Source organism: Xanthomonas codiaei (assembly GCF_002939785.1).
Classification (GTDB): Bacteria; Pseudomonadota; Gammaproteobacteria; order Xanthomonadales; family Xanthomonadaceae; genus Xanthomonas; species Xanthomonas codiaei.
Genome location: NZ_MDEC01000001.1, coordinates 61389 through 87905 on the forward strand (window position 1 = coordinate 61389; position 26517 = coordinate 87905).

The 26517-nt window shown below is 61.1% G+C and carries 23 protein-coding genes and 1 pseudogene; 11 read left to right on the top strand and 13 right to left on the bottom strand.

Annotated features, from left to right (window positions below; all coding sequences use genetic code 11):
• Positions 1-35 precede the first annotated feature (35 nt).
• Positions 36-407, bottom strand: a complete 372-nt coding sequence (locus XcodCFBP4690_RS00230) for an HNH endonuclease (protein WP_104539080.1) — start codon at positions 405-407, stop codon at positions 36-38.
• 181 nt (positions 408-588) lie between these two features.
• Complete coding sequence (locus XcodCFBP4690_RS00235) at positions 589-915, bottom strand: hypothetical protein (protein ID WP_104539081.1); 327 nt, start codon at positions 913-915, stop codon at positions 589-591.
• A 265-nt stretch (positions 916-1180) separates the two neighbouring features.
• Here XcodCFBP4690_RS00235 and XcodCFBP4690_RS00240 point away from each other — a divergent pair, with 265 nt between their 5' ends.
• On the top strand, positions 1181-2773 hold the full coding sequence (locus XcodCFBP4690_RS00240) for a MobA/MobL family protein (protein WP_104539082.1): 1593 nt from the start codon (positions 1181-1183) through the stop codon (positions 2771-2773).
• A gap of 52 nt (positions 2774-2825) precedes the next feature.
• On the opposite strand, the gene XcodCFBP4690_RS00245 is transcribed toward XcodCFBP4690_RS00240, so the two are convergent.
• Positions 2826-3167, bottom strand: a complete 342-nt coding sequence (locus tag XcodCFBP4690_RS00245; RefSeq protein WP_104539083.1) for a hypothetical protein — start codon at positions 3165-3167, stop codon at positions 2826-2828.
• Positions 3168-3768: 601 nt separating this feature from the next.
• Here XcodCFBP4690_RS00245 and XcodCFBP4690_RS00250 point away from each other — a divergent pair.
• From XcodCFBP4690_RS00250 to XcodCFBP4690_RS00265, 4 genes are all read left to right on the top strand, one after another.
• Positions 3769-4119 (top strand): hypothetical protein, encoded by a 351-nt coding sequence (locus XcodCFBP4690_RS00250; protein WP_146091791.1) that lies wholly within the window; start codon positions 3769-3771, stop codon positions 4117-4119.
• A 272-nt stretch (positions 4120-4391) separates the two neighbouring features.
• Positions 4392-4934: a hypothetical protein gene (locus XcodCFBP4690_RS00255; RefSeq protein ID WP_104539085.1), complete on the top strand. Its 543-nt coding sequence runs from the start codon at positions 4392-4394 to the stop codon at positions 4932-4934.
• 388 nt (positions 4935-5322) lie between these two features.
• Positions 5323-5715, top strand: a complete 393-nt coding sequence (locus tag XcodCFBP4690_RS00260; protein WP_104539086.1) for a hypothetical protein — start codon at positions 5323-5325, stop codon at positions 5713-5715.
• A gap of 88 nt (positions 5716-5803) precedes the next feature.
• Positions 5804-6196 carry an H-NS histone family protein gene (locus tag XcodCFBP4690_RS00265; RefSeq protein WP_064511049.1) on the top strand — a complete coding sequence of 131 codons (393 nt, stop codon included), beginning with the start codon at positions 5804-5806 and terminating at the stop codon, positions 6194-6196.
• 502 nt (positions 6197-6698) lie between these two features.
• Here the strand turns inward: XcodCFBP4690_RS00265 and glgX are convergent.
• On the bottom strand, positions 6699-8831 hold the full coding sequence (gene glgX / locus XcodCFBP4690_RS00270) for a glycogen debranching protein GlgX (protein ID WP_104539087.1): 2133 nt from the start codon (positions 8829-8831) through the stop codon (positions 6699-6701).
• Positions 8832-9317: 486 nt separating this feature from the next.
• Between glgX and rimK the strand changes: the two genes are divergently transcribed.
• From rimK to XcodCFBP4690_RS00290, 4 genes are all read left to right on the top strand, one after another.
• Positions 9318-10205: a 30S ribosomal protein S6--L-glutamate ligase gene (gene rimK / locus XcodCFBP4690_RS00275; RefSeq protein WP_104539088.1), complete on the top strand. Its 888-nt coding sequence runs from the start codon at positions 9318-9320 to the stop codon at positions 10203-10205.
• A gap of 208 nt (positions 10206-10413) precedes the next feature.
• Complete coding sequence (locus tag XcodCFBP4690_RS00280; protein ID WP_104539268.1) at positions 10414-10881, top strand: hypothetical protein; 468 nt, start codon at positions 10414-10416, stop codon at positions 10879-10881.
• Between the two features lie 18 nt (positions 10882-10899).
• Entirely contained in the window at positions 10900-11577 is a 678-nt protein-coding gene (locus XcodCFBP4690_RS00285) for a response regulator transcription factor (protein WP_003490678.1), read from the top strand.
• The gene (locus tag XcodCFBP4690_RS00290) at positions 11570-12904 is read left to right on the top strand and encodes a sensor histidine kinase (protein WP_167394402.1); all 1335 of its coding nucleotides are present in this window, start codon (positions 11570-11572) and stop codon (positions 12902-12904) included. Before XcodCFBP4690_RS00285 ends, XcodCFBP4690_RS00290 begins: the two co-directional genes overlap by 8 nt.
• A gap of 144 nt (positions 12905-13048) precedes the next feature.
• Here the strand turns inward: XcodCFBP4690_RS00290 and XcodCFBP4690_RS00295 are convergent, their stop codons facing one another.
• From XcodCFBP4690_RS00295 to XcodCFBP4690_RS00315, 4 genes are all read right to left on the bottom strand, one after another.
• Positions 13049-13540: a GNAT family N-acetyltransferase gene (locus XcodCFBP4690_RS00295; RefSeq protein WP_104539089.1), complete on the bottom strand. Its 492-nt coding sequence runs from the start codon at positions 13538-13540 to the stop codon at positions 13049-13051.
• Positions 13537-13827 (bottom strand): type II toxin-antitoxin system TacA family antitoxin, encoded by a 291-nt coding sequence (locus XcodCFBP4690_RS00300; protein ID WP_104539090.1) that lies wholly within the window; start codon positions 13825-13827, stop codon positions 13537-13539. Before XcodCFBP4690_RS00300 ends, XcodCFBP4690_RS00295 begins: the two co-directional genes overlap by 4 nt.
• A gap of 29 nt (positions 13828-13856) precedes the next feature.
• On the bottom strand, positions 13857-14303 hold the full coding sequence (locus XcodCFBP4690_RS00305) for a SymE family type I addiction module toxin (RefSeq protein ID WP_104539091.1): 447 nt from the start codon (positions 14301-14303) through the stop codon (positions 13857-13859).
• A gap of 916 nt (positions 14304-15219) precedes the next feature.
• Entirely contained in the window at positions 15220-19728 is a 4509-nt protein-coding gene (locus tag XcodCFBP4690_RS00315; RefSeq protein WP_244183542.1) for an RHS repeat-associated core domain-containing protein, read from the bottom strand.
• Positions 19729-19978: 250 nt separating this feature from the next.
• On the opposite strand from XcodCFBP4690_RS00315, the pseudogene XcodCFBP4690_RS00320 reads away from it, so the two are divergent.
• Positions 19979-20427: pseudogene (locus XcodCFBP4690_RS00320) on the top strand (transposase); the annotation flags it as partial.
• A 34-nt stretch (positions 20428-20461) separates the two neighbouring features.
• On the opposite strand, the gene coaE reads toward XcodCFBP4690_RS00320, so the two are convergent.
• The 5 genes from coaE to XcodCFBP4690_RS00345 all read right to left on the bottom strand — a co-directional run bounded on the left by coaE (position 20462) and on the right by XcodCFBP4690_RS00345 (position 25790).
• A complete protein-coding gene (gene coaE / locus XcodCFBP4690_RS00325; RefSeq protein ID WP_104539092.1) occupies positions 20462-21088 on the bottom strand; it encodes a dephospho-CoA kinase in 627 nt (208 codons plus the stop codon).
• A 13-nt stretch (positions 21089-21101) separates the two neighbouring features.
• The gene (locus XcodCFBP4690_RS00330) at positions 21102-21965 is read right to left on the bottom strand and encodes a prepilin peptidase (protein ID WP_104539093.1); all 864 of its coding nucleotides are present in this window, start codon (positions 21963-21965) and stop codon (positions 21102-21104) included.
• 6 nt (positions 21966-21971) lie between these two features.
• Complete coding sequence (locus tag XcodCFBP4690_RS00335; RefSeq protein WP_104539271.1) at positions 21972-23234, bottom strand: type II secretion system F family protein; 1263 nt, start codon at positions 23232-23234, stop codon at positions 21972-21974.
• A gap of 110 nt (positions 23235-23344) precedes the next feature.
• On the bottom strand, positions 23345-25312 hold the full coding sequence (locus XcodCFBP4690_RS00340) for a hypothetical protein (protein ID WP_208622659.1): 1968 nt from the start codon (positions 25310-25312) through the stop codon (positions 23345-23347).
• A 61-nt stretch (positions 25313-25373) separates the two neighbouring features.
• The gene (locus XcodCFBP4690_RS00345; RefSeq protein WP_208622660.1) at positions 25374-25790 is read right to left on the bottom strand and encodes a pilin; all 417 of its coding nucleotides are present in this window, start codon (positions 25788-25790) and stop codon (positions 25374-25376) included.
• 344 nt (positions 25791-26134) lie between these two features.
• Between XcodCFBP4690_RS00345 and XcodCFBP4690_RS00350 the strand changes: the two genes are divergently transcribed.
• Positions 26135-26515, top strand: a complete 381-nt coding sequence (locus XcodCFBP4690_RS00350; RefSeq protein ID WP_104539095.1) for an SMR family transporter — start codon at positions 26135-26137, stop codon at positions 26513-26515.
• The last annotated feature ends 2 nt before the right edge of the window (positions 26516-26517 follow it).

The window sequence follows — 26517 nt, forward strand, 5'->3', positions numbered from 1 at the left end:
CTGGAAACGCCAACGGAGACGGGTCACCGCGCTGGCTACCCAATGGTAATCCCCCGAGACGCCTTGGTCATTGCAACCCTTAGGCCAGGAGAATGCCACTTCCCCTTTGCGACCCTATGCTGAACCTGCACCCGGTAAACCTCCGGCGAGGGAGCCGGGGTGGGGCGCTGGTGGCGCCGCAGGTTACAGAGGCAGCAGGCAGCAACGACATTTTCAGGGATATCCAAGCCGCCGTCTTGTTGTGCTACCAGATGCTCAGCCGTGCACTGGTAAGAACGTGCAGAGCGGGGGCGCAAGCCCAGCTCGCCGGGTGAGGATAGCCACATCGGCCGGTCGCAGTAGTAGCAGCGGCCAGACTGTGCGTTGAAGGCATTGGTGCGAAGAGATTTGAGGCGCTTGTTGCTCATAGAAGGGCTCCGGAATCAAAGAAGATTCCCGTGCCTCCTAGAGGAGAACCTCGGGCACCCGGAGCCTAGAGGCTATGCGGGCACAACACCGGGGGGATGCCCCCACTGGCAAACACGTTTTAACCGACCATCGGTGCGGCTGCAACTGTTCGGCGTGCGATGGCAGAGCGGGCGCGCAGGCTCAATGCGTGCTGTGACCTTCTTCAGCGTTCGAGATTTCCATTCGCAACGCGCCGAGGGAGCGCGCTTGGTTACGGATTGCCGCGTCGCTCCGATTTCCCACGTGAGCCAAAAGCGCACCCACCAACTCGACATCCTCCAGGGATTCTGCTCCCGCAAGGAACACGAGCTCTGCCACCCGCATGCGTCGCTTGGCTTCTTCGCGGCGTCGCGTTTCCTTGTCCTTCACCGCTTGGCGCTGTTGCGCTAAAAGCTCGCGCGCTTGATGCTGAGCTAAGCGTTCCGTGGCGCGTTGGATTTGGTCTCGGTAGTGATTCGTTGCGGTCATGCGTTTCTCCTGCCTGGTGGAAATGAGTCAACCAGGAAAACGGCTTGCGTCAAGCGTTGGGCTGGTCTCGAATTTCGTCCGCCCCGAGAATCGAAAAGGCTGAAAACAGAGCTTAGAAGAAAGAAGTAAGAGCGCACCTAGGTGTCACTGCGTGACACGTGCGCAAAGGGCCCCGCCCCTTGAACCCCAAGCGCCGAGGGCGCTTGCGAAAATCCAAAGCCGAGGCATAAACCAAGCAACCCCACTGCTTCGGAGTCTCCGCCTCATGGCCATCTACCACGCCAACGTCAAGACGTTTAGTCGCGCCAAAGGACATTCGTCCATCGCTGCGGCCGCTTACCGTGCCGGCCTGCTGCTCGAGGACGCGCTCACCGGCATGCGCCACGACTACCGCCGTCGCGATGGCGTGGTCGAAACGCGCTGCATCGCCCCCGAGGACGCGCCCGACTGGGCCCTAGTCCCCGCTGAGCTCTGGCCGGCGGCAGAGGCGGCAGAGCGTCGCAAAGATTCGACGGTCGCGCGGGAATTCGAGTTTGCGTTGCCGCACGAACTCGATGACCTCCAGCGGTCCGACCTGGCCGTGGAGGTCACCCGTGCGCTCGTCGGTCGCTACGGGTTCGCGGCCCAAGCCAGCATCCACAGCCCAGGCAGCAAGGACGGCCTGAACTGGCACGTCCACGTCCTGGCGACGACCCGGCGCATGGGTCCGGACGGTCTCACGGACAAAACCAAGGAACTGGATGGCGGGCCCTCGGGACGTGTCGAAGTGCAATGGGTGCGCGAACTCATCGCCTCCACCATCAACGCGCACCTTGAGAGGGCGGCGCTTGAGATTCGGGTGGACCACCGCAGTTTGGAAGCACAGGCAAGTGACGCTCTGGCGCGTGGCGACCTGGCCGCCGCTGCCGTCTTGTCCCGCGAGCCCACCAAACACGTCGGCAAAAACGGCACGGCGCTGGCCCGGCGGGGCCAGCCGTCGGAGCGTTCGGACGAGAACCGTCGAATCGAGGAGACCAACGAGGAGACCTTCCAAAAGCTCATCGCCGTGTTTGAGCAGGAAGGGCGCGCCATGCCGGTGCCCGACGGTCACAGCCAGGCCCAGGCCGAGCGCGAAGCTCGCCGACCTTCTGATGGGCTGTCCTTGTCGCTCGGGCGCGGGGCAGGGCACATCGAGGTGTCCCGCAGCATGGCGACCCTTGCCCGTGGGTTGGGACTGATGGAGGCGGAGGCCAAGCCGTCGCGCGCGCCACGTTCGGTCTCCGAGCTCGCGGAGGAGGCCAGCGACGAATGGGGAGTGGCTGTTCAAGCGGATCCCCGCTTGGCTCAGACGCTCCAAGCAACCCTGTCCTTGATGCAGTGGATCAAGGAACGCGTGACTGCCTTCGCCGAGGAGGCCCGGCTGCGCCCGGACCTCAACGAGTTGCTCCGTCGGCTGCGGCGCTTCAAGGCAGCCGCCATGAAATTTGCCCGGCGGCTATTGGCGGTGCGCCGAGCCGAGAAGCTGCACCACATCGCCGAGAACGCGTGGCACGACTTTTCGGCGAACAATCCTGAGCCGGGGACCTCGTGGACGCAGGGAGACTGGAAGCAGCGGCGGGGGCGTCGGTTGAGCACCCTCGAAGCCCGAGCCGCAGAGCTGGCCGATGCAAGGGCTCGGGTGATCCCGGAGGAACAGGTCCTCTGCGAGAAAGAGGCGTCGGCCAGCGCGGCGCACCTGGAGGTGTGGAGCCGGGACATGCTCCAGCGCTACCCTTTGGAACTCGACATCGCGATTGAACCCGAACAGGCCCGTCCAAGCCCTGTCGTCTCCGCCCCTCCGGCGCCTGTCTACGTTCCTAGGCCGCCGCGCTTCCACTGAAACCAAAAAGCCCCGCGATGCGGGGCTCAACGTTTGCGGGCTCCTGGCCGGCTTAGTGAAGCGTTGGGCGCTTCTTGTTGCGCACTGGGTCCAGCTGAGAGTCTTTGGGCTTTCGGCCGGCTCGCCACTCCTCCACTGAAGGGAGCTCCCGAACGATGACGGCCTCCCGGGTTCGCACGGCTTGGGAGGGCTGGGGAGGGGCGTGGTCCAACGATTGAGCGGCGGCGCTCCCACCTGGTGGCTTCTTCTGGCTGTAGACGATCAGCTCGCCAGCAGAGGCCCAGGCGTTGCAGACATTGCGTTGGCGCACCAGCGGTTCGTCCGATAGGGTCTGGCTCATCAGCCCGGCGAGCAAGTAACCAGCGATCTCAAGTTGTTGGGGGTTGGTGGTCATGAAAACTCCTGCGTGTGGGGAAGTCCTCATCCAACCAACAATTCTCAGCTAAGCAAGAGCTCGCTTCTGGCCTCACTTCACAAATTTGAATACGAGGAAAAATTTCAGTTCTGGTATGCCCAATTTGATAGGTGGAGTCCCAGCGCTCTCCTGGTCAACCGGAAAATAGTGCGCTCTGCGTCGCTGGAGGAGAGGCGCCTACCTGACTGGGGGGACCGGACGGCTACCAGCCCTCCGAGCCTATCCGGTGCCCAAGCAGTCCAGGTTCGCGGGCACAGGGCCTTGATGCGCTGCCGCTCGCTTGGCTATGATCGGGTATCACGCGGGGTATCATTTTGGATCACCCCGCTCCGGGATAAGCTAGGGAAATCAATTGGTTGGCGTGGGAGGATTCTGTTCCCATCGCCCGCTCCAATGCCGCAATGGCTTTGGACTACCAAGCGCTTTGGCAACCAGCATCGGGCAGTAAGTGGGGTAGTTGGGCTGGCCGCTGCGCGCATGCGGCGCAAAAGATTGGCGTGGGAGCTAGACAGCGTCATCAAACGCGAACCTACGGGTAATTTCCGAGTAGCTGGCTCGGGTTTGCCAAGAGTCATCGGGAATGTTTGCGACTTCAAGTGATGTGATAGCGGGTCGATTGGCAGTCGTCATATGGTTTGTCGCTCTCTCTATCGGGTTGCTTGCATTGGGTGGATATTCGGCAGCGCCGGAATCAAGATTAGTCAAGAGGTGCGCGGTAGGGAGCCTGATAATCGGGCTGGTGTTCTCGTTCCTGTTGCCGCCTGCTGTCTATGTTCCCAAGTTTGTGGTGATGCTCGTCGTTTCCCTCGGAATAGTCGGTTTGGGTGTGTTGAACGGTAAGTACAGATACACGGTGTTTGGTTTGTTAGCGGCAGCTTTGGCTTACGTTGCTGTCGGGCTCCAGTACACGTTTATGAAAATGGCCAGATAGTGATGATCTTTGAAGGATCTCATTTCCCCAGCGTCGCATGTCTTTCGTTGCGTCTGAGTCGGGCTGACTTGGAGTGCTGTCTGGTGCGCGCTCCTCCCTGGACGGATGGCTTCAGGCATGGATACCCGACCACGGATGCCCTGCTTGGTTGCTGATTGCTTGAGCAGATTCGATGGTGCACAGATGTCACTGCGGCATTGATTCCGTTACCGTTCGGACTTGTCGCTCTAGCGTTTGCAGTGCACGGATGTCCGTGTGTTCCGGAGGCTGTCATGGCTGTCGCTCGCAATCGTCTGCCGTCGATCATTGTTGCCCTGGGTGCGGCCATGTTCGCCGGTCCCGTCCTTGCTGCGTGCCAGCCCGGCCCATTTGCGTTCTCGCTACCGGCGCAGCCGCTCCAGGAGCGCTTGCAGGAGCTGGCGCACGTGACAGGATGCGCGGTGGAGGTGGACCCCTCGTTGCTGGACGGTAAACGCGCGCATGCCCTGGCTGGAGACCTGAGCACCGATCAGGCGTTCATTGCGTCGGTGCGCGGCAGCGGCCTGGAGGCGGGGCTTGCGGACGATCAATGGCGCGTCAATCGGGCGCAGCAACTGTATTTTGCCGAGCGCGTCGAGACCCTGCAGGGCGCTATTGCGGATGCGCGCAAGAGCGGCGCGATTGCACCCGCCAGGGCGAAAAAGCTGACTGCGCATCTTGCGGCGGTGGCCACTGAAGTTCCCAGGCTGGTGCGCCAGCAGGGCTTCCTCAGTGCAGCCGAACGTGCGTCATATGAGCGCACCTTGAAAGAGGCGGAGCAGTCGTTGGGTCGCTGATGGTGGTTGCAGCCATACGCGCTGCTGCGGTTCCAGATGTGCGGATCTGCGGCGTTGAGCTGTCGATCAGTGGACTTCGCCCATGAGCGCAGGACAGGCCGCAGACATCGTGGTTGCAGCCGTGTCGGTGGGGAGCGCAGTTATCCGCTGCGCGTCGCAACAGGCTGCATTCGACCAGTGCATCTGAGCCCACGCGGTTTTTCCTGAGCCCGGATCGCGCGTAGGCCAGCATGCGCCAGTACGGAATGCCAATGACATCGATTGCAGTGGACTTATGTCGCGAAAATACGTGGCAAAGCTTCGTCATTTCCTTTCAGGTGGTCAGGAACCTCCTGATTGAGCCTGGCCTGGATGAGCGCCATAGTTTCCGCATCATCGAGCGGGCACCATGACGACTACTCATTCACAGCTGGTTGGTGCGCTGATCAAGGGGATGCGTCGCGCTGAGTCGGCACGTGCCGCCTCGATCGCGCACCGTGCCGGGTCCGCCGAGCAGGCCAGCATCTGCGGCACGCCGGACGATGCGGGCAAGGTGCTGGAAATGTTCAAGCTGGACGCCGAGCAGATCCGCCAGATCGGGCTGATTGGGGTGGAGGAGCTGGGCGAGGCGGTGTGCCATGCCTGGTCGATCAATGCCGGTCAGCTGGATCGGGTAGTGCAATGGTTCACCGCCCCCCGGGTGGAGTTCGTGGGCAAGCATTGCAGCGAACTGATCCGGGCCGGGCGCATCGGTCCGGTGCTGACCATGGCCCGCGAACATGCCCTGTTGCGCCATCGCTGAGCGCCAGCAGAGCCGAATCTGCCCGGGCGCTTTACGCTGGACGGCGTAGCGGCAATACTCGTTGACCCGCCCAACCTTAGTTTCGTCAATGCGCCAGGTTCCGCCAGCGTCACCCTCTGCCGCCGCCAAGGCCCAACTGCTGGAAGAGCTGCGCAAGCTCGAGCAGGAAGAAGCGCAGCTCAAATACGCCCAGACCCTGGAAGCGTTCGACCAGATCGTCGAAGCGCTCACCCAGTTCGGTAGCCGATTCAATGCGAAGCAGAAGTCCCAGATCGCCTCGCTTGCCATGACCGGCAAGACCAAGGGGCCACTGTCGTCCACCGGCGAGGTGGTTGCCAAGTACTGGCTTCCCCATTCCGGCGAGACCTGGTCCGGGCGTGGCCGCACGCCGCGAGCATTCAAGGCCTGGGAAGGCACCAGCTCCTACAAGGAATGGAAGTCCAAGCATCCGGACAAGCGTTTCCCGCTGTATCCCGGGTGAGGTCGCGTATCTGGCTGGTGTTCTGGCAGCAGATGTAGCCAGGAACGCGTGGTAGGGCGCGTCGCGCCCACGTCACGAATGCGGGCGTCGATCGGTTGCAATGAATCGCATCAAAGAGTGGGTGACTGCGGCGACGACGCGCGTTCGCGCCAGCCCTTTGATCGATAGATGTCTGTCTTCGTCGGATTGTTTCGGACAAGTTATCGGGGGCGGTTTGGTGGCGCGCTGAACTGCCGATTCGCTTGGGTGGCGACCGCTACGCACAATCGGAACTCGCTCGACCTAATCTCGCCTCGCGGACCGCCCCAACAGCGATACATACAGCGATACAGACTGACGCTGCCTCCGTCATAACCAAGCCACTGCCTGTTTTGCATCATGCGGATCGCTGCATCCCGCTTGGCAATTCCTCGTCACTACCTTTGCACCAATGGCGCGACCTGGGCGCCAAGAACACCGCCCGCCATTGAGGCGGGCGATGATAGGCAGGTCCGACAACCCGCTACTGATCGCTCTTGCACTCGAAGACCGACACGCTGCGCGGCGGTGCCAGGAATTCGCTGGCGCCGGCGGGCATCATGTCCACTTCCAAGGCTTCGTCGGTGGACAACACCAGCTTCCAGTGCACTGGCTCGTCGGTGGAGGGCAGGGTGAAGCTCACGCCCTCGTGGTAGGCATTGATGACGATCAGCAAAGTGTCATCGTTGGCCAATTCCTTGACACCTGACGTCTGCGCCTTGCCTTCCAGCAACAGCCCCACCGAGCGCGCACCCGCATCGGTCCAATGCGCATCCTCCATCTCGCTGCCACCCGGGTTGAGCCAGGTGAGGTCACGCACGCCGGCTTCCTCGTTGTACTGCCCATTGAGGAAGCGGCCGCGCGAGAGGATCGGGTAACGCTTGCGCAGCGCAGTCAGCGCCTTGACGAAGTCGGTGAGGCGGCCGTCGGTGGGATCGTTTTCCCAATCGAGCCAGGTGATCTCGTTGTCCTGGCAATAGGTATTGTTGTTGCCGCCCTGGGTCTGCGCGCGCTCGTCGCCGCTCAACAGCATCGGCGTGCCTTGCGAGAGCAGCAGCGTGGCAAGCAGGTTCTTCATCTGCCGCTCGCGGATCTGCAGGATGTCGGCGTTATCGGTCTCGCCTTCTTCGCCGTAATTGCACGAGCCATCGTTGGACGAACCGTCGCGATTGTCTTCGCCGTTGTCGATGTTGTGCTTCTCGTTGTAGCTCACCAGGTCGCGCAGGGTGAAGCCATCGTGCGCGGTGATGAAGTTGACCGAAGCCCACGGCCGACGGCCGCGGCGGTCGAACAGATCCGCAGAACCGGTGAAGCGCGTGGCGAATTCGGCCAGCTTGCCGTCCTCGCCCTTCCAGAATTCGCGCGCGTTGTCGCGGAACTTGTCGTTCCACTCCGACCAGCCCGGCGGGAAATGGCCCACCTGGTAGCCGCCCGGGCCACAATCCCAGGGTTCGGCAATCAGCTTGACTTCCGACAGCAACGGATCCTGATTGCAGGCGTCGAGGAAGCCGCCACGCTGGTCGAAGCCGCTGGGCTCGCGGCCGAGGATGGTCGCCAGGTCGAAGCGGAATCCATCGACATGCATTTCGCCAGCCCAGTAGCGCAGCGAGTCGTTGACGAACTGGATCACCCGCGAGTTGCTCAGGTTGAGCGTATTACCGGTGCCGGTGTCGTTGATGTAATAGCGCTTGTCTTCGGCCAGGCGGTAGTAGCTGGCATTGTCGATCCCCTTGAACGAAAGCGTCGGTCCCAGTTCGCTGCCTTCGGCGGTGTGGTTGTAGACCACGTCCAGGATCACTTCCAGCCCCTGCTTGTGCATGGCCTTGACCATGTCGCGGAATTCGTCGCGGTGGCCGCTGGAGAGGTAGCGCGACTTCAGCGCACAGAAGCCGATGGTGTTGTAGCCCCAGTAATTGCGCAGCCCCTTGTCGAGCAGGTGCTGGTCGTCCAGGTAGGCATGCACCGGCAGCAGTTCCACCGCGGTGATTCCCAGGTCCTTGATGTACTGCAGCACCTGCGGCTGCGCCAGGCCGGCGAAGGTGCCGCGTACGGCTTCCGGCACCTGCGGGTTGCGCATGGTGTAGCCACGCACGTGGGTTTCGTAGATGACGGTTTCGTTCCATGGCTTGAGCAGGCGCACATCGTCGCCCCAGTCGTAGGTGTCTTCGACCACCACGCACTTGGGCATGAACGGCGCACTGTCGCGCTCATCGAAACTCAGATCGCCGTCCGGATGGCCGACGGTGTAGCCGTACAGCTCGTCCGCCCAGATCAGATCGCCCTCCAGTTCGCGTGCATAAGGGTCCAGCAACAGCTTGTTGTGATTGAAGCGGTGGCCTTCGGTCGGCGCGTAGGGGCCATGCACGCGATAGCCATAGCGTTGCCCCGGCCCGACGTCGGGTAGGTAGCCATGCCAGATCTCATTGGTGTATTCGGGAAGATCGATGCGGATTTCGTTGCCCTGTTCGTCGAACAGGCACAACTCCACGCGCGTGGCATGCGCGGAAAACAGGGCAAAATTGGTGCCCTTGCCATCGAAGACGGCCCCGCGCGGGAACGGGAGTCCCTGGCGGATGCGGGAGGGGTTGGCATAGGCCGCGCTTGCTGGACGTCGCATGGAGAGTCTCGGGTGCGCCGGCATGCCGGCATTGAGGAGGCGCAAGCATCGCGGTTTCATCTGTGCAAAACGCGTTACGGCCATACCGGTGCGGCGTGAGGGTGACGAGCCGCGACGCAGCGTTGGCGCTGGCAGCTGCGCTCGCTTGTACTGGCGCGGCGGGGCAGGATGGGCATTGCATCGAAGCAGGCGCTGGCCAGCTGCGTGCCTGCTCTGACCTGGCGGACTTGAAGGACCCTTGTGTCTTGAGCGCCGCGCGGGCGCCCTGCTAGCATCGATGGTGTTGAGGCTGCGTCGCGTGTGCGCTGCGGCAATACGGGTTGACGCACTATCGCGTCTTCATCCTCGGGGCCGTCGCACACCGGTTCGATCGTCGCGCACGGGCTTGGCAGCCGCTGGCGCTCCGGCCGCCGGCAGACCTACGGACTTGGCTAACTTCGTCATCAGACTCCGACCATGTCCAGGCCGCGCCGTGTCCCTGCTGCGATGAAAATCGCCATCCTTTCCCGCAACAGCAAGCTGTATTCGACACGCAGACTGATCGAGGCCGGGCGCAAGCGCGGGCACACGGTACGCATCCTCGACCCGCTTCGCTGTTACATGCGCATCGCCGCCGACGGCTTCAGCCTGCACTACAAGGGCAAGCCGATCACCGGTTTCGATGCAGTGATTCCGCGCATCGGCGCATCGGTGACCCGCTATGCCAGCGCGGTGCTGCGCCAACTCGAATTCATGGGCACCTACACGCCCAATCCCTCCGACGCCATCCTGCGCTCGCGCGACAAGTTGCGTGCGCACCAGCTGCTGGCCGCGCAAGGCATCGACATGCCGGTCACCGTGTTCGGCGACAACCCCGACGACACCCAGGACCTGCTGTCCATGCTCGGCCCGCCGCCGCATGTGGTGAAGTTGAACGAAGGGGCGCAGGGGGCCGGAGTGATCCTGACCGAGAAGGCCAGCGCCTCGCGTGGCGTGGTCGAAGCGCTGCGCGGGCTGTACGCCAACTTCATCGTGCAGGAGTTCATCGGCGAAGCCGAGGGCGCCGACCTGCGGTGCTTCGTGGTGGGTGACCGGGTCGTGGCTGCCATGCGCCGGCAGGCCGCCGAGGGCGATTTCCGTTCCAATCTGCATCTGGGGGGGAGCGCCGCGGTGGCCGAGGCGACCAGCCAGGAGCAAGAGGTCGCGGTGCGCTCGGCACGTGCGCTGGGTCTGGCAGTGGCCGGCGTGGACCTCATTCGCTCAAGGCGCGGGCCGCTGGTGCTGGAGGTCAATTCCACACCGGGCCTGGAGGGCGTCGAAGGGGTCTGCGGTGTGGATGTGGCAGGTCACATCATCCTGCACCTGGAGCAGGCCGCCCGTCGATCGGATGGCTGAATGCTTTAGCGGAAAATTAACGAAAAAATAATCTCTGGCTCGCTAGCCTCTGCCGACCGTAGCTCCGCTCTCGGCAGTGACGGTGATCGGGATGAACGTTTGGCCCGGATGCTTCGCGGCATCCGGGCCTTTTTGTGGCGGCTTGTTGGTTACCGTGTTCAGGTCTACATTTCAGCAATCGTCGGGTATGGAAAGGAAAGGCATCATCATGAAAGGACCTCTATTGCTGCTGCTGTGCGCTGCGTTTCCCGCCCTCGCAGCCAGTAAGGCGCCCGTGGATCTGAAGGCACCGCGGCCATTTGCCGAGCAGGCCGAACAAGTACGCCGTGATCTCAGTGACGGCGACACCTATGCGGAGATCGGCGCCGACAACCGCGCCAAGGTGCTGGCTGCCTTGCAGCGCATGCAGACCGCGCTCCAGGCCAGTTCCGACCCGGCGCAACTCACGCCGGAGTCAAGCGCCGCAGTGTTCAATGACCAGGAATTGGTCAACGCCCTGTTGACCAAGGCAGGCGAAGAAAGCCGGATGGTCTGTCAACGCGTACGCGCGGTGGGGTCGCATCTTTCCACCACGCAATGCATGACGGTTGCCGAAAGGCGTCGGCTGCGAGACGGCAACAAAGACGAATTAACGCGGCTGCAGCGCCAAAACGTGGCGACGCAGCCGGGTATGTGACCCAACAACGAGGTTCCAGTGCGAATTCTAGTAATCGAAGACAACAGCGACATCGCCGCCAATCTGGGCGACTACCTCGAAGACCGCGGCCATACCGTGGATTTCGCCGCCGATGGCGTGACCGGCCTGCACCTGGCGGTGGTGCACGAGTTCGACGCCATCGTCCTGGACCTCAATCTGCCCGGCATGGACGGCATCGAAGTCTGCCGCAAGCTGCGCAACGAAGCGCGCAAGCAGACCCCGGTGCTGATGCTGACCGCACGCGACTCGCTGGACAACAAGCTGGCCGGCTTCGACTCTGGCGCTGACGACTACCTGATCAAGCCATTCGCTTTGCAGGAAGTGGAAGTGCGCCTCAACGCACTGTCGCGTCGCGGCAAGGGCGTGCACACCCGCGTGCTGGAGACCGGCGACCTGGAATACAACCTGGACACGCTGGAAGTGCGCCGCCGCGGCAAGCTGCTGCAGCTCAACCCCACCGCGCTGAAGATCCTGCAGGCGCTGATGGAAGCCTCGCCCGCCGTGGTGACGCGCCAGGAGCTGGAAACCCGCGTCTGGGGCGAAGAACTTCCGGATTCGGACTCGCTGCGCGTGCATATCCACGGCCTGCGTGCGGTGGTGGACAAGCCCTTCGACGTGCCGATGATCCAGACCCGCCACGGCATCGGCTACCGCATCGCCTCGCCCGATGCCTGAGAGTGCCGGCGGACTGCGGCCCGCCCGCAGGCGTGGCCGCTACCGGCGGCGTCTGCGTAGCCGCATCATCCTCTCGTTCGTGTTGCTGGGCTTCTGCCTGACGACATTGTTCGCCTTTGCCACCAACTGGGCGCGCTCACGCGTGGAGAACCAGCTGGTCGAAGACGTGATGAATCGCAACATCGACGCCTTCGCGCAGCGGTTCTATTCCGACCCGCTGCGCAATCCCGACCTGCCGGTGCAGCAGATGCGCGGGCGCGTGGTCAAGCGCGACAAGTTCGAAGCACTGCGCCTCGAACAACCGGAGTGGTACCAGTTCCCCGACGGCATCCACACCATCACCGGCGTGGACGAAAGCGGCAATGCCTATTCGTACAAGCTGGCGGTGCGCAAGACGCCCAGCGAGTGGTTCTTCCTCGCCTACGACATGACCCAGACGCTCAAGGGCGAGATCCAGCTCAAGCGCACGCTGATGCTGTCGGTGTTGGTCTTCAGCGGGTTTTCGCTGTTGATCGGCTGGTGGTCCGCTTCCAAGGTGATGCGCCCCGTGTCGGACCTGGCCGCGCGTCTGCGTGCCTACCGCGGCGGCACCAGCGAGCCCAAGCCGCTGGCCGCGCACTTTCCGGACGACGAGGTGGGCCAGCTGGCCGAAGCGCTGGACGATTACTCCGCACGCCTCACCGAAGTGGTACAGCGCGACCGCGAGTTCAACGCCGATGTCAGCCACGAACTGCGCACCCCGCTGGCGGTGATCCGCGGCGCCACCGAGCTGCTGCTGACCAAGCCCAATCTGGACGAGAAGATGCTGCAACGCCTGCAGCGTATCCAGCGTGCCGAACAGCAATGCAGCGACCTGATCGGCTCGCTGCTGTTGCTCTCGCGCAACGAGCGCGGGCAGGGCAGCAGCAACGTGGCCAAGGTGGCCGAACAACTGATCGACGCGCATCGTGCCCAACTCGGCGGCAAACCGCTGGAGCTGCTGCTGGAGGGCGAACGCGACCTGGTCATCGACGCGCCCGAGTCCGCCCTGTCGGTGGCGCTGGGCAACCTGATCGGCAACGCGGTCAAGTACACCCAGGACGGCCAGGTACGTGTCCGCGTGCTGGACGATGCGGTGGAAGTGATCGACTCCGGCCCCGGCCTGAGCGAGGAAGACGCCGCCAAGCTGTTCCAGCGCGGCTACCGCGGCACCCACGCCGGCCACTCGCAAGGCGGCGGCATCGGCCTGTCGATCGTTAGCCGGCTATGCGATCTATATGGGTGGCGCGTCAGCGTCAGGCCGGGGCAGGAGCGCGGGGTGATTGCGACGTTGGCGTTTCGTCGCTGAGCAATCACCCGCGCTCGCCTAGAAGCGCATGGGCGCGAGGGCTCTACCGGCGAGGCTTCACCCGCCGATTTGTAGAAGCTCTGGAATCATGCTCCCCAGCCTTCCAGGATCGTCTTCCATCTTCTACCGCGTCCCCTGACCCGATCACAGACTGGCTTTCAGGTCTTCCAGCGTAACGACCAGCAACATGGGATCCAGCGGGGACGGTTCAAAGCCGATGCGCTCGTAGAACACCTTGGCGTCTGCCGAGAGCGCATGCACCAGGAGCCCACGAATGCCGATGGTGTCGGCCGCATGCAGGATGCGCTTGCCGGCATCCCGCACCAGGGCGCGGCCAAACCCTCTGCCGTGCAGGGATTGGTCGACAGCAAGCCTGCCAAGCACCACGACGGGAATCGGATCCGGCATATTGCGGCGGAAGCGGCCAGGCGTGGCATCAACGGCGACCGCACTCGACGCCAGCGCGTAATAGGCCACCACCCGGTCGTAAGCGCAGGCAACGAAGGTCCGGGACGCGCCGGTTGCCTGGTTTTTCAGGGCGCGGCGCTTGAGCCAGTGATCCAGGCTTTCCACGCCCGATGCGAATGGTTCGAGCCGGTGATGAGTCATCAGTGGCTCCGGCGCCGATACCGTCATGCCTTCTCCCAGGGCGCGGGCGTCTGCATCGTTTTGCGTAGGCGCGCATTCGGCTGCGGGGGCATGTCCAGCCGCGCCAAAAAGGCCGCGTAGGCATCCGGGCTGGCCGCGATAAGGGTCTGGTCCAGCAAGGCTTCCTCGGCAGCCAGGCGTGCCGCGTCCAGCATGAAATCGGTACGGTTCTTCCCGCGTGCCTTGGCGGCCCGGTCGATCAGGCTGCGTTCTTCTGGCTTGATGCGGATATTCAAGGTTTCGCGCTTGCCGGGCGTCGTGTTGGGCGTGGTCATGGAGTTGGCCTCCTGCAGGTCGGTGTAGTCTAGCGCTTCCGTAATGTCGATGTCATTACCATGGTGCCAGTTCCTGGCGGGTGAACTGGCACTACTTTCACCACCAACTCGCCAGCGCGCGCGGTGATCTGCAGCTTGCAGCCAACCGTAAACCCCAGCTGCTCCAGCCACAGCCCGCGCAGGCGCACGCTGGGAATCCGCTGGCTGTATGGCCGGCCGGGTTCTGCATCGTAGAACGCATAGCCCACCGTGCAACGGGTGGGCGTGCGGGACTTACGAGGCGGCCTTGGCGGAATGTCGTCTGGGCGTCGGGCTGGCCGGTGGTCGAAATCCAGGTTTTCCACGTCGAAGGTGGGTGACGGCACCAGCCGCATGGGCTGCGTGTCCTTTACCGGCGTGGCTGCTCGCTTGGCGGAAGCGGTGCGCTTGGTATTTGATTTGGGCCGCTTGGCGGTTGGAGACTGCGCCCGGCTCATCGCCTCACCTCCGCCAGCACCACGGGGCGACGACGCCCACCAACCTGCAATATCGATGCATCTGTCATGACAACGCCTCCTTCGAAGAACAGGCACCGTCGCCGGCCGGCGACGGGATGTCGGGAGGTTAGAAACCGTGCATAGTCGGCGGGCGTATTCCTCCCGAAGGAGTGTTGTATTAGCCGCCCTCCCGACGCAGGCATCGCGTCGGCTTGCACCTGTGAACAGGCGCAAAAAACCCACCGGTTTGACGGAGGTGGGTACCGCTATGCACGGAGTTTCTACGCTCCTTGAGGTGGAGATTGCTACTGGTTGTTTGGGATGTCAACTGCGCAAAATGAGTGGAGTAGGATCAGATGAAAAGTAAGCTTTATCGTACCAGCGGTCAGGGCAAATATCCTGATCGTGCGATCCGTTGCGATGTTTATCCGCAAAAGAGCTCCTGAAGGTTCTCAAGTTCAGCTCGCTGCGCGCAACCGCGAACAGTGTGGCCGACTACGGATATGGATATGGATATGGATTTTTCTGTTCTCCGTACTATCCTTTATTTTATTTTGACTGGGTGTCGCAGCTGCTGAAATCAGCTTTAGGCCTTTCGCTCCAGTTGTGTCCAGTTACAGTGCTAAAACAGAGGTGGTAGCAACCTCCGCCTACCTTATGTCCATCCGGACTGGATTGGCAGGTGATCAGACAATCGGCAGAAGGGGTGCACTCTTTTTTGAGTAAGTTGATTTCACACTTCTCAATGTCGGAGAGTTGTCTTCTGGCAATGGCCTGGCAATTATGAAATTTTCCAAGATCGCCATAATCGCTGCCCACGCTAATTTGCGTGGGCGGTTCGATGTCACCTCGCCCACACGCTGTTGTTAGCATGGATATGCTGCCCGTAAAAAGGATAAGTAGGTACTTGAAAATGTTATTCAAAGGCAGATCCGCAGCCAAAGCATTTTTGCTGCAAGTATCTAGCGGCGCCCTCGTAGTTTTGCTGAAGGCTAAGCGAAAGTGGGCTGCCAAGTACCAAGTGCACAGCTTCATGGGCGATGACTGAGGCCATTGAGCAGCATCCTGCTCCTGAGAAGATAGCATTGCCGATGCCGATAGCATTTGGGTCCAAATTTGGATTTGCATAACCGCATGTTCCGACAGAGTTATCACGATAGATGGTGGCGAACATCACTTTGGAGATCACCTCCGCCTTCTGCGACTCGGTTATTTTGTAAGGGTTGCCCGGATCGCAATCTTCTACATTGCATCTTTGCAGCTTTGCAATCGCCTCGGCCCGGGCAAGCTCCTTGTGATTTTCGAATCTATAGCCAGGTCCTGGGGTTCCCAGCAAGCCGTTCCGATCCAGAGAGTTGATCGGATTGGCTGCTACGTAGTTATATGTGCTTGTCCCGCCTTTCAATCCAATGAGATCACTCTGCCCATACCGCCCGGTAGTAGGGTCATAGTCCCGGAAGTAGTTCTGATTCAATCCGCTAGCCGCATCAAACCGCTGCCCCGGGAAGCGCATATCCAGCACCAGCGCGGCCCCATCTCCATCAGGATCCTGATTCGGCGCGGTGTTGCCGAAGGCTTCGCCCTTCAAGCTCCATGTCCACACCGCCACATCGCGGCTTGGGTCGATCACCACGCGTGGGCTGCCCAGGTGGTCGGGTTCGATGTAGTGCAGTTTGTTGGCGTTGGCCAGCAGGCCGACCGGTAGATCGTCCAGCCAGATCGCCTGTTGTTTGGGCGCGCCGTTGCTGTCGTAGTCGCCCAGCCAATGGCCGGCTTCATCGTAGAGCGTGTAGGTGTTGGTGGTGCCGAGGAAGCGGCGCACCTGTTCGCCACGGCCGTTGTAGCGGTAGTTCATGGTCACCGCGCCGGCGCGGCGGGCCTGGGTCATGCGGCCGGTGGTGTCGTAGGTGTACTGGCGGGCGGTGCCGCCGATGGCGGTGGTGTTGCCGGTGGCATCGTATGTACGTGCCACGCCGGCCACTGCGCTCAGGCGATGGCTGTCGGTTGGGTAGGTGTAACTCTGCGTGGCGGTGCCGACCTTGGCGCTGAGTCGGTTGCCGGTAGCGTCGTAGCTGTAGCCATCGATCAGGGTGCCGGTGCGGCCGTCCTTGAGGCCGGTCAGGCGGCCCAACGGGTCGTAGCCCAAGCCGATCTCCGGCGTGGAATTACCAGCGGGCGTCAGTGCGGTGAGGTTGCCAACCGGGTCGAAGCCGAAGCCCACTTCCAGCCCGCCCGGACGGGTGTCCTGGATCGCCTGCGGGCGGTAGTCCAGATCGTAGCGGCGGGCGAGGGTGCGGCCATTGCCGTAGGTCCAGCCGGCAGCCGGGCCGAACGGGTAGTAGCTGGCATTGCCCAGCAGCACCTGCCGGCTGCCGCCGACCGGGGTCACGCCCACTTCGGTGGTCTGGCCTTGCGCGTTGCGTACGTAATCGACCACTGCACCGTCGGGATAGGTCATGCGGCGCAACTGGCCGCCGACGGTGTAGTCGTAGCGCAGCACCAGCGCCTTGCCGTTGCTGGTCTGCACCTTGCGCACCAGATCGCCGAAGCGGTTGTAGCAGTACTGGGTGATGGCGCCACCGTCCTGCATGCGGGTCAGCCGGCCGATGGAGAAGGTCTCCCCGCTGGCACAGGCGGTTTGCGTCACGTCATAGGTATAGGTGACGTTGAGGCTGGAGGTGGGGTAGGTGACCTTGGTCAGGCGATTGAGCGCGTCGTAGCCGTAAGCAGTGGTATTGCGGCGCGCATCGGTCTGGGTGGCGCGGTTGCCGGCGCTGTCGTAGGTGTAGCTGGTGACGCCGGTGTCCGGGCTGGTGAGCTTCACCAGATCGCCGAAGCCGTTGTACTCGTACTTGGTGTCCAGGCCCTTGGGGTCGGTAACCTTGATCAGGTTGTCGAGCGCGTCGTAGTCGAAGGTGGTGTTGGCCTTGATGCCGGCCACGTCCTGCAGCGTGCGCGACAGGCGATTGAGCGGGTCGTACTCGCTCTGCGTCGCAGTCGCCAGCGCATCGGTCACCTTGGTGGCGTTGCCGTTGGCGTCGTACTCGAAGTCAGTCGGATCGCCCACGGCGGTGGCCTGCGTCTTGAGCTGGCCGAGCTGGTTGTAGACGCGCGAGAGCGTGCGCTTCAACGTGCCCGAGGCATCCTTGGTGTCTTCCTTGACGCGGTTGCCGGCATTGTCCAGCGTGTAGTGGACGGTATTACCCGCGTTATCGGTGATATCGGTCAGCCGATGCGCCGCATCGTAGGTGAAGGCCGTGAACGCGCCATCGGGCTGGATGACCTGCTTGACCAGGCCGGTGGGCCAATAGTCGATGCGGGTGATGCGGTCGTCAGCCTCGCTGGACGCATCGGCACCCCGCACCTTGGTGGCGGTCAGCCAACCACGCGGGTGATAGGTGTAATCGGTGACAATGCCGTTGGCGTCCTTGATGGACAGCGGACGGCCGGCGCCGTCGTAGGCGAGGTATTCGGTGACGCGGCCGAGGGCGTTGGTGATTTTTTGCAAGTCGCCCTTGCGGTGCGGGCAGGTGCCAGCCGATGCCATGCAAGTGGCTTCATCCGCAAGGTAGTAGATGTAGCTGGTGCTATCTACGATATCCATGCGTGCGCCATCGCTGGCCAACAGCAGGCCGGACAAGGGGCAACTGCCTGCGGCGACATCGCTGTCTTCGCAGAAGCGATGGGTGGTGACGCGGGTGGGACCAGCGCTTGGATCGACCTGCGACACAGTCAGTGCCTGACCCCTGGTATTGTAGGTCCAGGTCGTCCTCGCTACCAGCACACCATTGGCATCGTAGGTGCGTCGCTCGGCGGGAACACGGAAGCTGGTATGCCAGTCTGTCTGCAGCGTGCGGCGTTTTGACAAGATGTTGTTGGCATCTTCGATCGTTTGGATTAGCAGGCCACGTGTGTCATAGGTGGTTCTTACGGATGCGCCGGAGAAATCAATGGTTTCTTTGGGGTAACCTGCCTCATCATAAGAACGTTGTTGATAATCGCCGTCAATGCATGCAGGGCATTTCGCCTGAGCCCCAATCAGCTTTGCGCGTCCGAACTGGACTTGATAGTTGTATTCTACAGTCGCGCCCGATGGACTGTGGACGACGGCCTTATTGCTGGTGCGCCTGACCGAGAACAGGTTGATGTTGCCATCACCGTGATGGCTGCTGACCGCCTGGCCTTTCTCATCATAGGACCAAGTGGCATATCGGCTGCCACTTTCGTCGATTATTCCGGTAAGTGCATTCTGGCTCAAGGCATCTTCATATCTGTATCCGATACTGCTAATCTGGTTATCGGATGCATCAATCTGGGTGACTTTTGTGAGTCGTCCGTCGCTATAACTGTATTGAGCTTTTGTTCCGTCTGCAAAGTCGGTCTCTTCCAAGCGGAGGCCGTTGACATGAAAGTTCAAGGAACGGCCCCGGCGGTCGATGGCTTTTTCAAGTGCGCCAGTGTCGTCATAGCTCAGCTGGACAACGTCTCCATCCGGGAACTCAATGCTCTCCAACCATCCAGCGGGACTATAGTTTTCCCTGCGATCCCGTGTGTCCACTAAGGCCCAGCCGATGAAGATGCCATCCTGCATACGTTCGAAGAGTTTTTCCTTTACATCGGCATCGGCCACCCAGCGCGTGCCGGACTTGCGGAAGATGTATTGATTTCCTGATGGTCGGCTTGCCCCGATTACAATTCCGTCGTCAGTGGATTCAATGAGGAGGTTGCGTTGATAAGAATGCCTCCAGTTCGGACCCATCATTATTGTTGGATTGGATGGAATATCCGTGCTGCTATAAGATCTGGAGAAATCGAGATGGCCCGATGGGTCGCGATAGTCATAGGCAATCTCATATTTGCTGCCAGTGAACATATTGATCGGGTTGCCAACCATGACCGGCCCAGTGACTTGGCACGAACTATCGCAAGAATTATTTTTGGCAGGATCAGTCGGTGGGCATGCGTCTCCAGTGCAAGGGGTGGTTGGCGAGTATCCGCGACTGAACTGTCTGTAATAGTTGCCGTCGCAGATCGGATTCGGTCCGCTATGTGTGATGTAGGCGCTCAGCACGATATGCGACGGTGAGGAAAAATAAGGTGACTTCCAGCAGATTATGCGCCGGTTACGATCTGGTAGGCTGGACCAGGCGGTGTTCACCAGTTGCTGTAGCGCAAGCTGTGCGTCTCCTTTTGTAGGGCACGTTATCCCTATATCCCACGCCCTGTAGCATTCGTCGATTGGGTTTGAAGCTGCAATTGCAGGTCGTATAAAAACGAACAACGAGAAAATCACCAGGGCGGCCGTCGCCATGCCAAAAATTTTTTCAGTGAGTTGCATTTTTTGACGATTACCGTAGGAATTTTTTGTGTTTCCAGCTTTCAGGCTGGCAAGGGCGATGCGGATGTTGATGATCGCTAGCTGCATCCATATCGTCCAGCCAGACCGCTTAGCTCAACTGTGGCAGGGCGCGTCGCGTTGTCGGATATTACTCGGGAATGCTGCGAGTAACGAAAACATAAGGCATCAGAATGGCCACAGCAGCTCCAACCATGTGGCATACCCTGCATCGCGTCCACCTCCATGGAGAATGTCTGCAGGGCGCCATTCTTTTGCCTGCGTGGGCAGCTTATCTTAAAAGCATGGCCGCTGTCGGCGAGCGTTGCCCTGTTGTGCGAATGGCCGAACGCTACAGTCCACATGCGAAAGCGGACCACTGCTGGCTACAACGGCTACAAGCGCAAGTAGGGCAGCAAGGTGCACATGCCGGTGGATACGCTCGGCCACCTGCCAGCAGTGCAGGTCACCCCAGCCAACGCGCAGGAACGCGCTCAGATGCGATCGCTGGCGCAGGAAGTTCAGCATGTCACGGGCGAAACGGTGACACTGGCATTCGTCGATCAAGGCTACACAGGCCAAGGGCCGGCCGAAGCCGCGCAGGAGGAAGGCATCGAACTGCACGTGGTAAAACTGCCGGAGGCCAAGAAAGGGTTTGTATTGCTGTCGCGCCGCTGGGTCGTGGAGCGCAGTTTCGGTTGGGTCAATCGGTTCCGACGCTTGGCCCGTGATTACGAACGCCTGCCAGAAACCCTGGCAGGACTCCACTTCGTTCTCTTCTCCATCCTATGCCACGTCTCTACTTCAAAATTCATAATACGCTCTAGCGATGCGCGGTGGCTGAGGTGTTGGCCCGGGCACGATAGTCCGCGTCCAATCTGCGCGCCGCATGCGTCAGCTGCTCCAGCATGCCCTCATTGCAGACGACATCATCGGCGATCGCCAGCCGCTGCTCGCGCGTTGCTTGCGCGGCAATCATGCGATTCGCCAGCTCGGCAGTTGTTCTGTCGCGCTGCATCAGTCGTTCGTGTTGCAAGTTGGCCGGCACGTCGACGACTAAGATTCGGTCAAGCCATGGATAGATCGCACGCCCGCCAGCATCGGCGAGCAGCGGTATTGCGACAACGGCATACGGCCACTGAGCGGCTTGCGCTGCCCGTTGAAGTTCAGTTCGGATGGCGGGGTGTGTAATGACTTCGAGCGCCCGCCGTTGCGTAGCGTCAGCGAAAATGATCTGGCGCAGCGCTTGGCGGTCCAGTGTCCCATCTGGTAACAGAATCTCGTGGCCGAACTGCTCGGTGATGGCGTCAAGTATGGGGCCAGGCGCCACCACCTGCCTTGCAACTACATCGGCATCGATGACCGGCACACCCAGTTTCTCGAACTCGGCAGCCAGGGCACTCTTACCGGAGGCAACGCCGCCGGTAAGGCCGACGATGAAGTCGCTCATCGCCGTGCCCCGATCAACGCAGTCCTGCGAAGCGCAGGTAGCCGTCCACCAGGTCGTTGCCCCAAAAGAACACTACCCAGCCAGCGATGGCTAGATACGGGCCGAACGGAATGGGGGTGGCGCGGTCACGCCCCTTGGCGACCAGCCAGATGGAACCGAGGATGGCGCCGACCAGCGAGGAGATCAGGATGATGGGCAGGATGCCTTTCAGACCGCACCAGGCGCCGAGCGCGGCCAGCAGCTTGAAATCGCCATGGCCCATGCCTTCCTTGCCGGTGAGTTGCTTGAACAACCACCACACGGTCCACAGCGAGACGTAGCCGACCGCCGCGCCCAGCAGGGCAGGCTTGGCCGGCATGTACAGGTTGTCCATCGAGCCGACCAGGCCCAGCCACATCAGCGGTAGGGTCAACTGGTCAGGCAGCAGCTTGTGGCGCAGGTCGATGCCCGACATTGCCACAAGGAAGCAGCTCAGTACGATCGCGCCGAAGCCCTGCCAGCCGAAACCGAACCGCCAAACGCTAGCCACGCACAAAAAGGCCGTGAGCAGCTCCACCAATGGATACTGGATCGAGATCGGCTTGCCGCTGTAGCGCGACTTGCCGCGCAGCATTACCCAACTCAGAACCGGGATGTTCTCCCACCACCTGAGCTTGTCGCCGGTGACCGGGTCGTGCGAGGGCTCCACCACGATTCCCGGCGGCGGCGGCTCGTAGATGTCCGGCAGCTCCAGGATCTCGCGGGCATCGCGTCGCCACTGCCACTCCATGCGCTTGGGCAAGCGCAGGATTACCACATTCAGGAAGCTGCCGATCAGCAGTCCCAGTCCGGCCGCGGCAGGGAAGCCGAGACCGGGATGCTGGTCGAGAAATGCCATTACGTCTTATCCAACCACTGCGCCGAGTTTGAAGATCGGAAGATACATGCCGATGACCATGCCGCCGACGATGGTACCGATGAAGATCATGATCATCGGCTCGAGCAAACTGCTCAATGCGTCGACCGCATTGTTGACTTCCTGTTCAAAGTACTCTGCGACCTTGAACAGCATGGCGTCGAGCGCACCGGCTTCTTCGCCGATCGCGGTCATCTGGATCACCATATGCGGAAACAGGTTGACCTGTTTCATCGAGAGGTTCACGGGGTAGCCAACGGAAACATCATCGCGCATCCGCAGCACGGCTTCCTCGTACACCTTGTTTCCGGTTGCGCCTGCAACGATACCGAGCGCTTCTACGAGGGGAACACCTGCCTTGAAGGTGACCGCAGTCGTGCGGGCAAACCGTGCAATCGAACTGTCGTGCATGATCTTGCCGATGACAGGCACCTTCAAGATCAGACGATCAAACAGGTGCTGCATCTTGGGAGAGCGCTTATAGGCCATGACTAGCCCCACAGCTGACCCAATGATGAACAGAAGAATCGGCAGCCACCAAGACACCATGAATCGAGAAAGATTCACGATCATTTGGGTAAATGCAGGTAGCTCTGCCCCAAAGCTGGAGAATACCGTTTCGAATTGTGGTACCACCCAAATCAGCAATATGGAACTGACGATCAACGCCACTGCCATCACCATTGCGGGATAAAACAGGGCCTTCTTGATCTTGCCCTTCAGTGCTTCGATATTTTCCTTGTACGTCGCCACAGTATCCAGCACCGTGTCCAGCACGCCGGCGCTTTCGCCTGCGCGCACCAGATTGCGATACAGCTCGTCAAACTGTACTGGATGTCTGCTGATCGCTTCATTGAGCGACGACCCGCCTTCAATGTCGGTACGGATTTCGCCAACCATCTTTCGCATGCGGGGGTTCTTGGAGCCCTCGCCGATGATTTCCAGGGTGCCGACCATGGGAACGCCTGACTTCATCATAGTCGCAATCTGGCGACTGAAAAATGCGATGTCCTTCGGTTTGATCGGCTTGCCGGCCGCGCCAAACAGCGGCTTGGGCTTTGTCTTAACGACAGTGGGATTGATTCCCCGGCGGCGGAGTTCGGCGCGCAGCATGTTCGCGTTGCGAGCCAACTCATCTCCCTTCATTTTTACGCCACGCTTGTCTGTTCCCTCCCAGACGAACGACGTCATCGCGTTAACGCGATTGGCCGGTTTAGTCCCCTTCTTCACAGTGCTACCCAGTGCTGACATTGCCAAGTCTCCCCACCGGCACCCCATGCCGGTACAGTGATGATGATAGCGGTTCATGCACCGGCTGGCACGGGCAAGGACGCGGCTCGAACAGCCGTTCCCTTGCCCAGTCAGTTCAATCCCTGTTGACCGTGCTCCGCCGCATAGCGATTGATTTCCTTCAACATTGCATGCAGGGCGACGCCACGCGTGGCGCCTTCCAACTCGCTCACCTTGGTATAACGTGCGCGCCGCATGACATCCCAGAATGCGCTTTTGGCGCCGTCCAGGTCGCCTGCACGGAGAAGAAGTTTTACATGAAACAACGCAATCGTCGGGTCTGGACTGTTGGGCCAGGCGATCTTGGTCTGCCGCAAGGCGTCGCGCCAGTCCCCTGCCTGTTCATGAGCTAGCGCCGCGTTGTAGCGGAGTGACCATTTTGCCTGCGAGGACTCGCGTTGACCGGTCGCCCGGGCAAGGATGTCTTCGATCGTCGCGGCGATCACTGCCGGGGTGACGCGGCCGCAGCCGTTGCGTGCGTGGACCTCCATCAAGTTCGAGATCGCATACGGCAGCACCGGATTGATGAAGGTCGTCGATTGGCGACCCGCTTGCCGGAGGAGCCCTGGATCGCTATCGTTTTTCAGATGGCAGTTCAGCACAGTGATTTCTACCTTGCCAATCGCCGCCAGGGCGGGGTCGGGGTTAGCGGCCAGCTGCTCGAAGACGCGATACGTGTCGCCGACGAGCCCTGCCTGCATGGCGGCAAAGCCAAAGGCAACGTGCGCTCTGGCCGAGTTGGGATGGGTTTCGATCGCTGCCAGGCTGATCCCCAGCGAGGTCTGCCAAACCATGACCCTGGACCAGGTCTGGATGCCGAGCACTGCGACAAATCCCACCGCCAGGGTCCAGCCTAGCATGCGGACCTTCATCCCCGACTTACCGAGGTGACGCAGCGCAGCTGCGACCAGATCGATGAGCATGAGCCACAGACCAAATTGCGGCAGGTAGTTGCGATGCTCGTAGTAGAGCTCAATCGGTACGATGCTGGCCTCGACCGAGTGCGCAGCCAGAAACCAGAACCAGCCGACGAAGGTCGCCGGCAGGCGTTTGCGTACGCACCAGGCAAACACGCTGACCAAAACCAGCCCCGCGATCGACAGCAGAGTAGATGCGGGCGTGAGCAGGCCGCTGGAGATGACTATGTCGTCGTTATAAATGCCCATCGCCGGCGAATAGGGAGCGACCAGCATACGTAGGTACTGCCAGAGCACCCGCGGTTCGGTCAGCAGCCGCTCGGTAGGCGTCATGCCCCACTCGAGCATGGCTGCTTCGAGCGGTGGCCAGTAGAAATACAGGGCGAGCGGCAGTGCCAGTAGCGGTACTGCGATGAAGGCAAGATAGAAACTCTTCAGCACCCAGGGCCAGTGGTGTGGTTCCTGGAACCAGCCGAGTTCGATCACAAGGCACAATCCGACAAGCACCACGGCGCTCTGCTTGCCCTGGATGCCGAGCAGGGTGAGCAGGGGGATGCCGACGAATAGCAGTGTAAGGGCCTTTGTCGCCGACATCTGCCCTGCCAGCATGCGCTCGCGGACGAAGGCATACAGCGCCACTCCCAGCAGGGGAAGGATGGCAGCGATTTCGCTCATACGCTGCACGACGTACAGCACGGTGCTGACATTGATAGGGTGTAGCAGCCACAAGGCGCAGATCAGCGCGGCGACTAGGTCGGCCCGGCCAGAGAGGTTACGGTCGCGGGCAAGAAGCCGGCGAAACAACGCATAGGCGATCCAGGCGCAAAACACATGGCCCAGCAGGTTGCCGACTTTGAGGGAGGTGCTGGAGTCGCCGCCGATGGCGACATTCAAGGCTAGGCTGGCCATGGCGAGCGAGCGATGGAACAGCCAGTTGCCGTTGCCGGCGGCCATGTCCCAGAGGCCTATCTGTCCCTGGTGCCAAGATTGCACCAGCATGAGATGCTGCTGGTCGTCCATCAGGAAGGGGCCATCCAATCCTGGCCAATACAGGGCAGCGGTCAACAGTGACGCGCCGAGCAGGAGGAAGATTGGATTCAGGGATCGCTGGTCCATTTGCATTGTTCTCGTCCAATAAAAAAAAGAACCCCGGTTGCCCGGGGTTCTTCGTTACGCGTACCAATTACTGCTTGGTGCCCTGGCAGGAACCCGGACGGTACTTGGGCTGCACGTCGCCGCCGCAGGTCCAGTCAACCTGGAAGGTCGAGGGGTTTACGGTGCCGGTCAGGATGATGTTGCCGGTCGCGCCGCTAACGCGGCTGGTGGCAGTGATCACGCAGCCGCTGTTGCTGACGGCGCTCACGTAGGTCGACGACTGGGTCTCAAGCACGCTGGTGGTGGGACAGTTGCCGTTGTTGGCAGCGACATACTCAGAGATGGTGGTACGGCCCGACGAAGCAGCCAGAACGACTTCCGAGACCTTGGCCTTCTTGGTGTAGTCGGAGTAGGCCGGCAGCGCGATGGCGGCCAGGATGGCGATGATGGCGATCACGATCATCAGTTCGATCAGGGTGAAGCCCTGCTGCATATTCTTTTTCATTGGTTCGGCCTTGACTTGGAATGGATTGGGACTGGATGAGAGCACTTCGGTGACCCTTGCCCTGAGTTGGCAGGGATCGGGCCGTGGCTGTGCGTGACCACCACGGATTGATCAAAGCAAAGGACGTGCCAACTTCGGCAACTTGCCGTTTAACAAGCGCTCAGGCGGGCTCTTCCGGAACTGCAGCTCTGGGCGGCGACCAAATGGGTCAGAGGGTGACCAAATTTGTCACTCTTTCTGGCCCGTTTGCGCAAGTGGTGCGGTGGGTTCGCAGCACTTATGCTGTTTGACGACACGCAAGCGCGCGATGCACGGTAAGGCCACCTCCCGACAACGGCAATGTGATGATACGTGAATTACCTCTAATCTTTTTTGTGACGTGTTCGACCATTGGGAGTCAGCTGCTGGTAAAGCATGGATTGACCCAAATCGCTGCGCGGACGCCAGCGCCTACGGGACGCGACTGGTTATTGGCTGCGGTGCTGTCGCCCAGTGTGATCACTGCGGTGGCGGTGCAGGGCATCGGGTTTCTGGTCTGGATGCTGGTGGTTCGCCACGTCAAGCTGGGTGTTGCGTTTGCGATTTCCGGCGCCTTCTTTTATCTACTTTTAGCCCTGCTTAGCTGGTTGCTCTACGGGGAGCGATTGACGCCGTGGCAATGGGTTGGGTTGGTGTTGATCTCCACCGGGGTTGCGCTGGTCTCACTCACCGCACAGGCAGGCTGAGG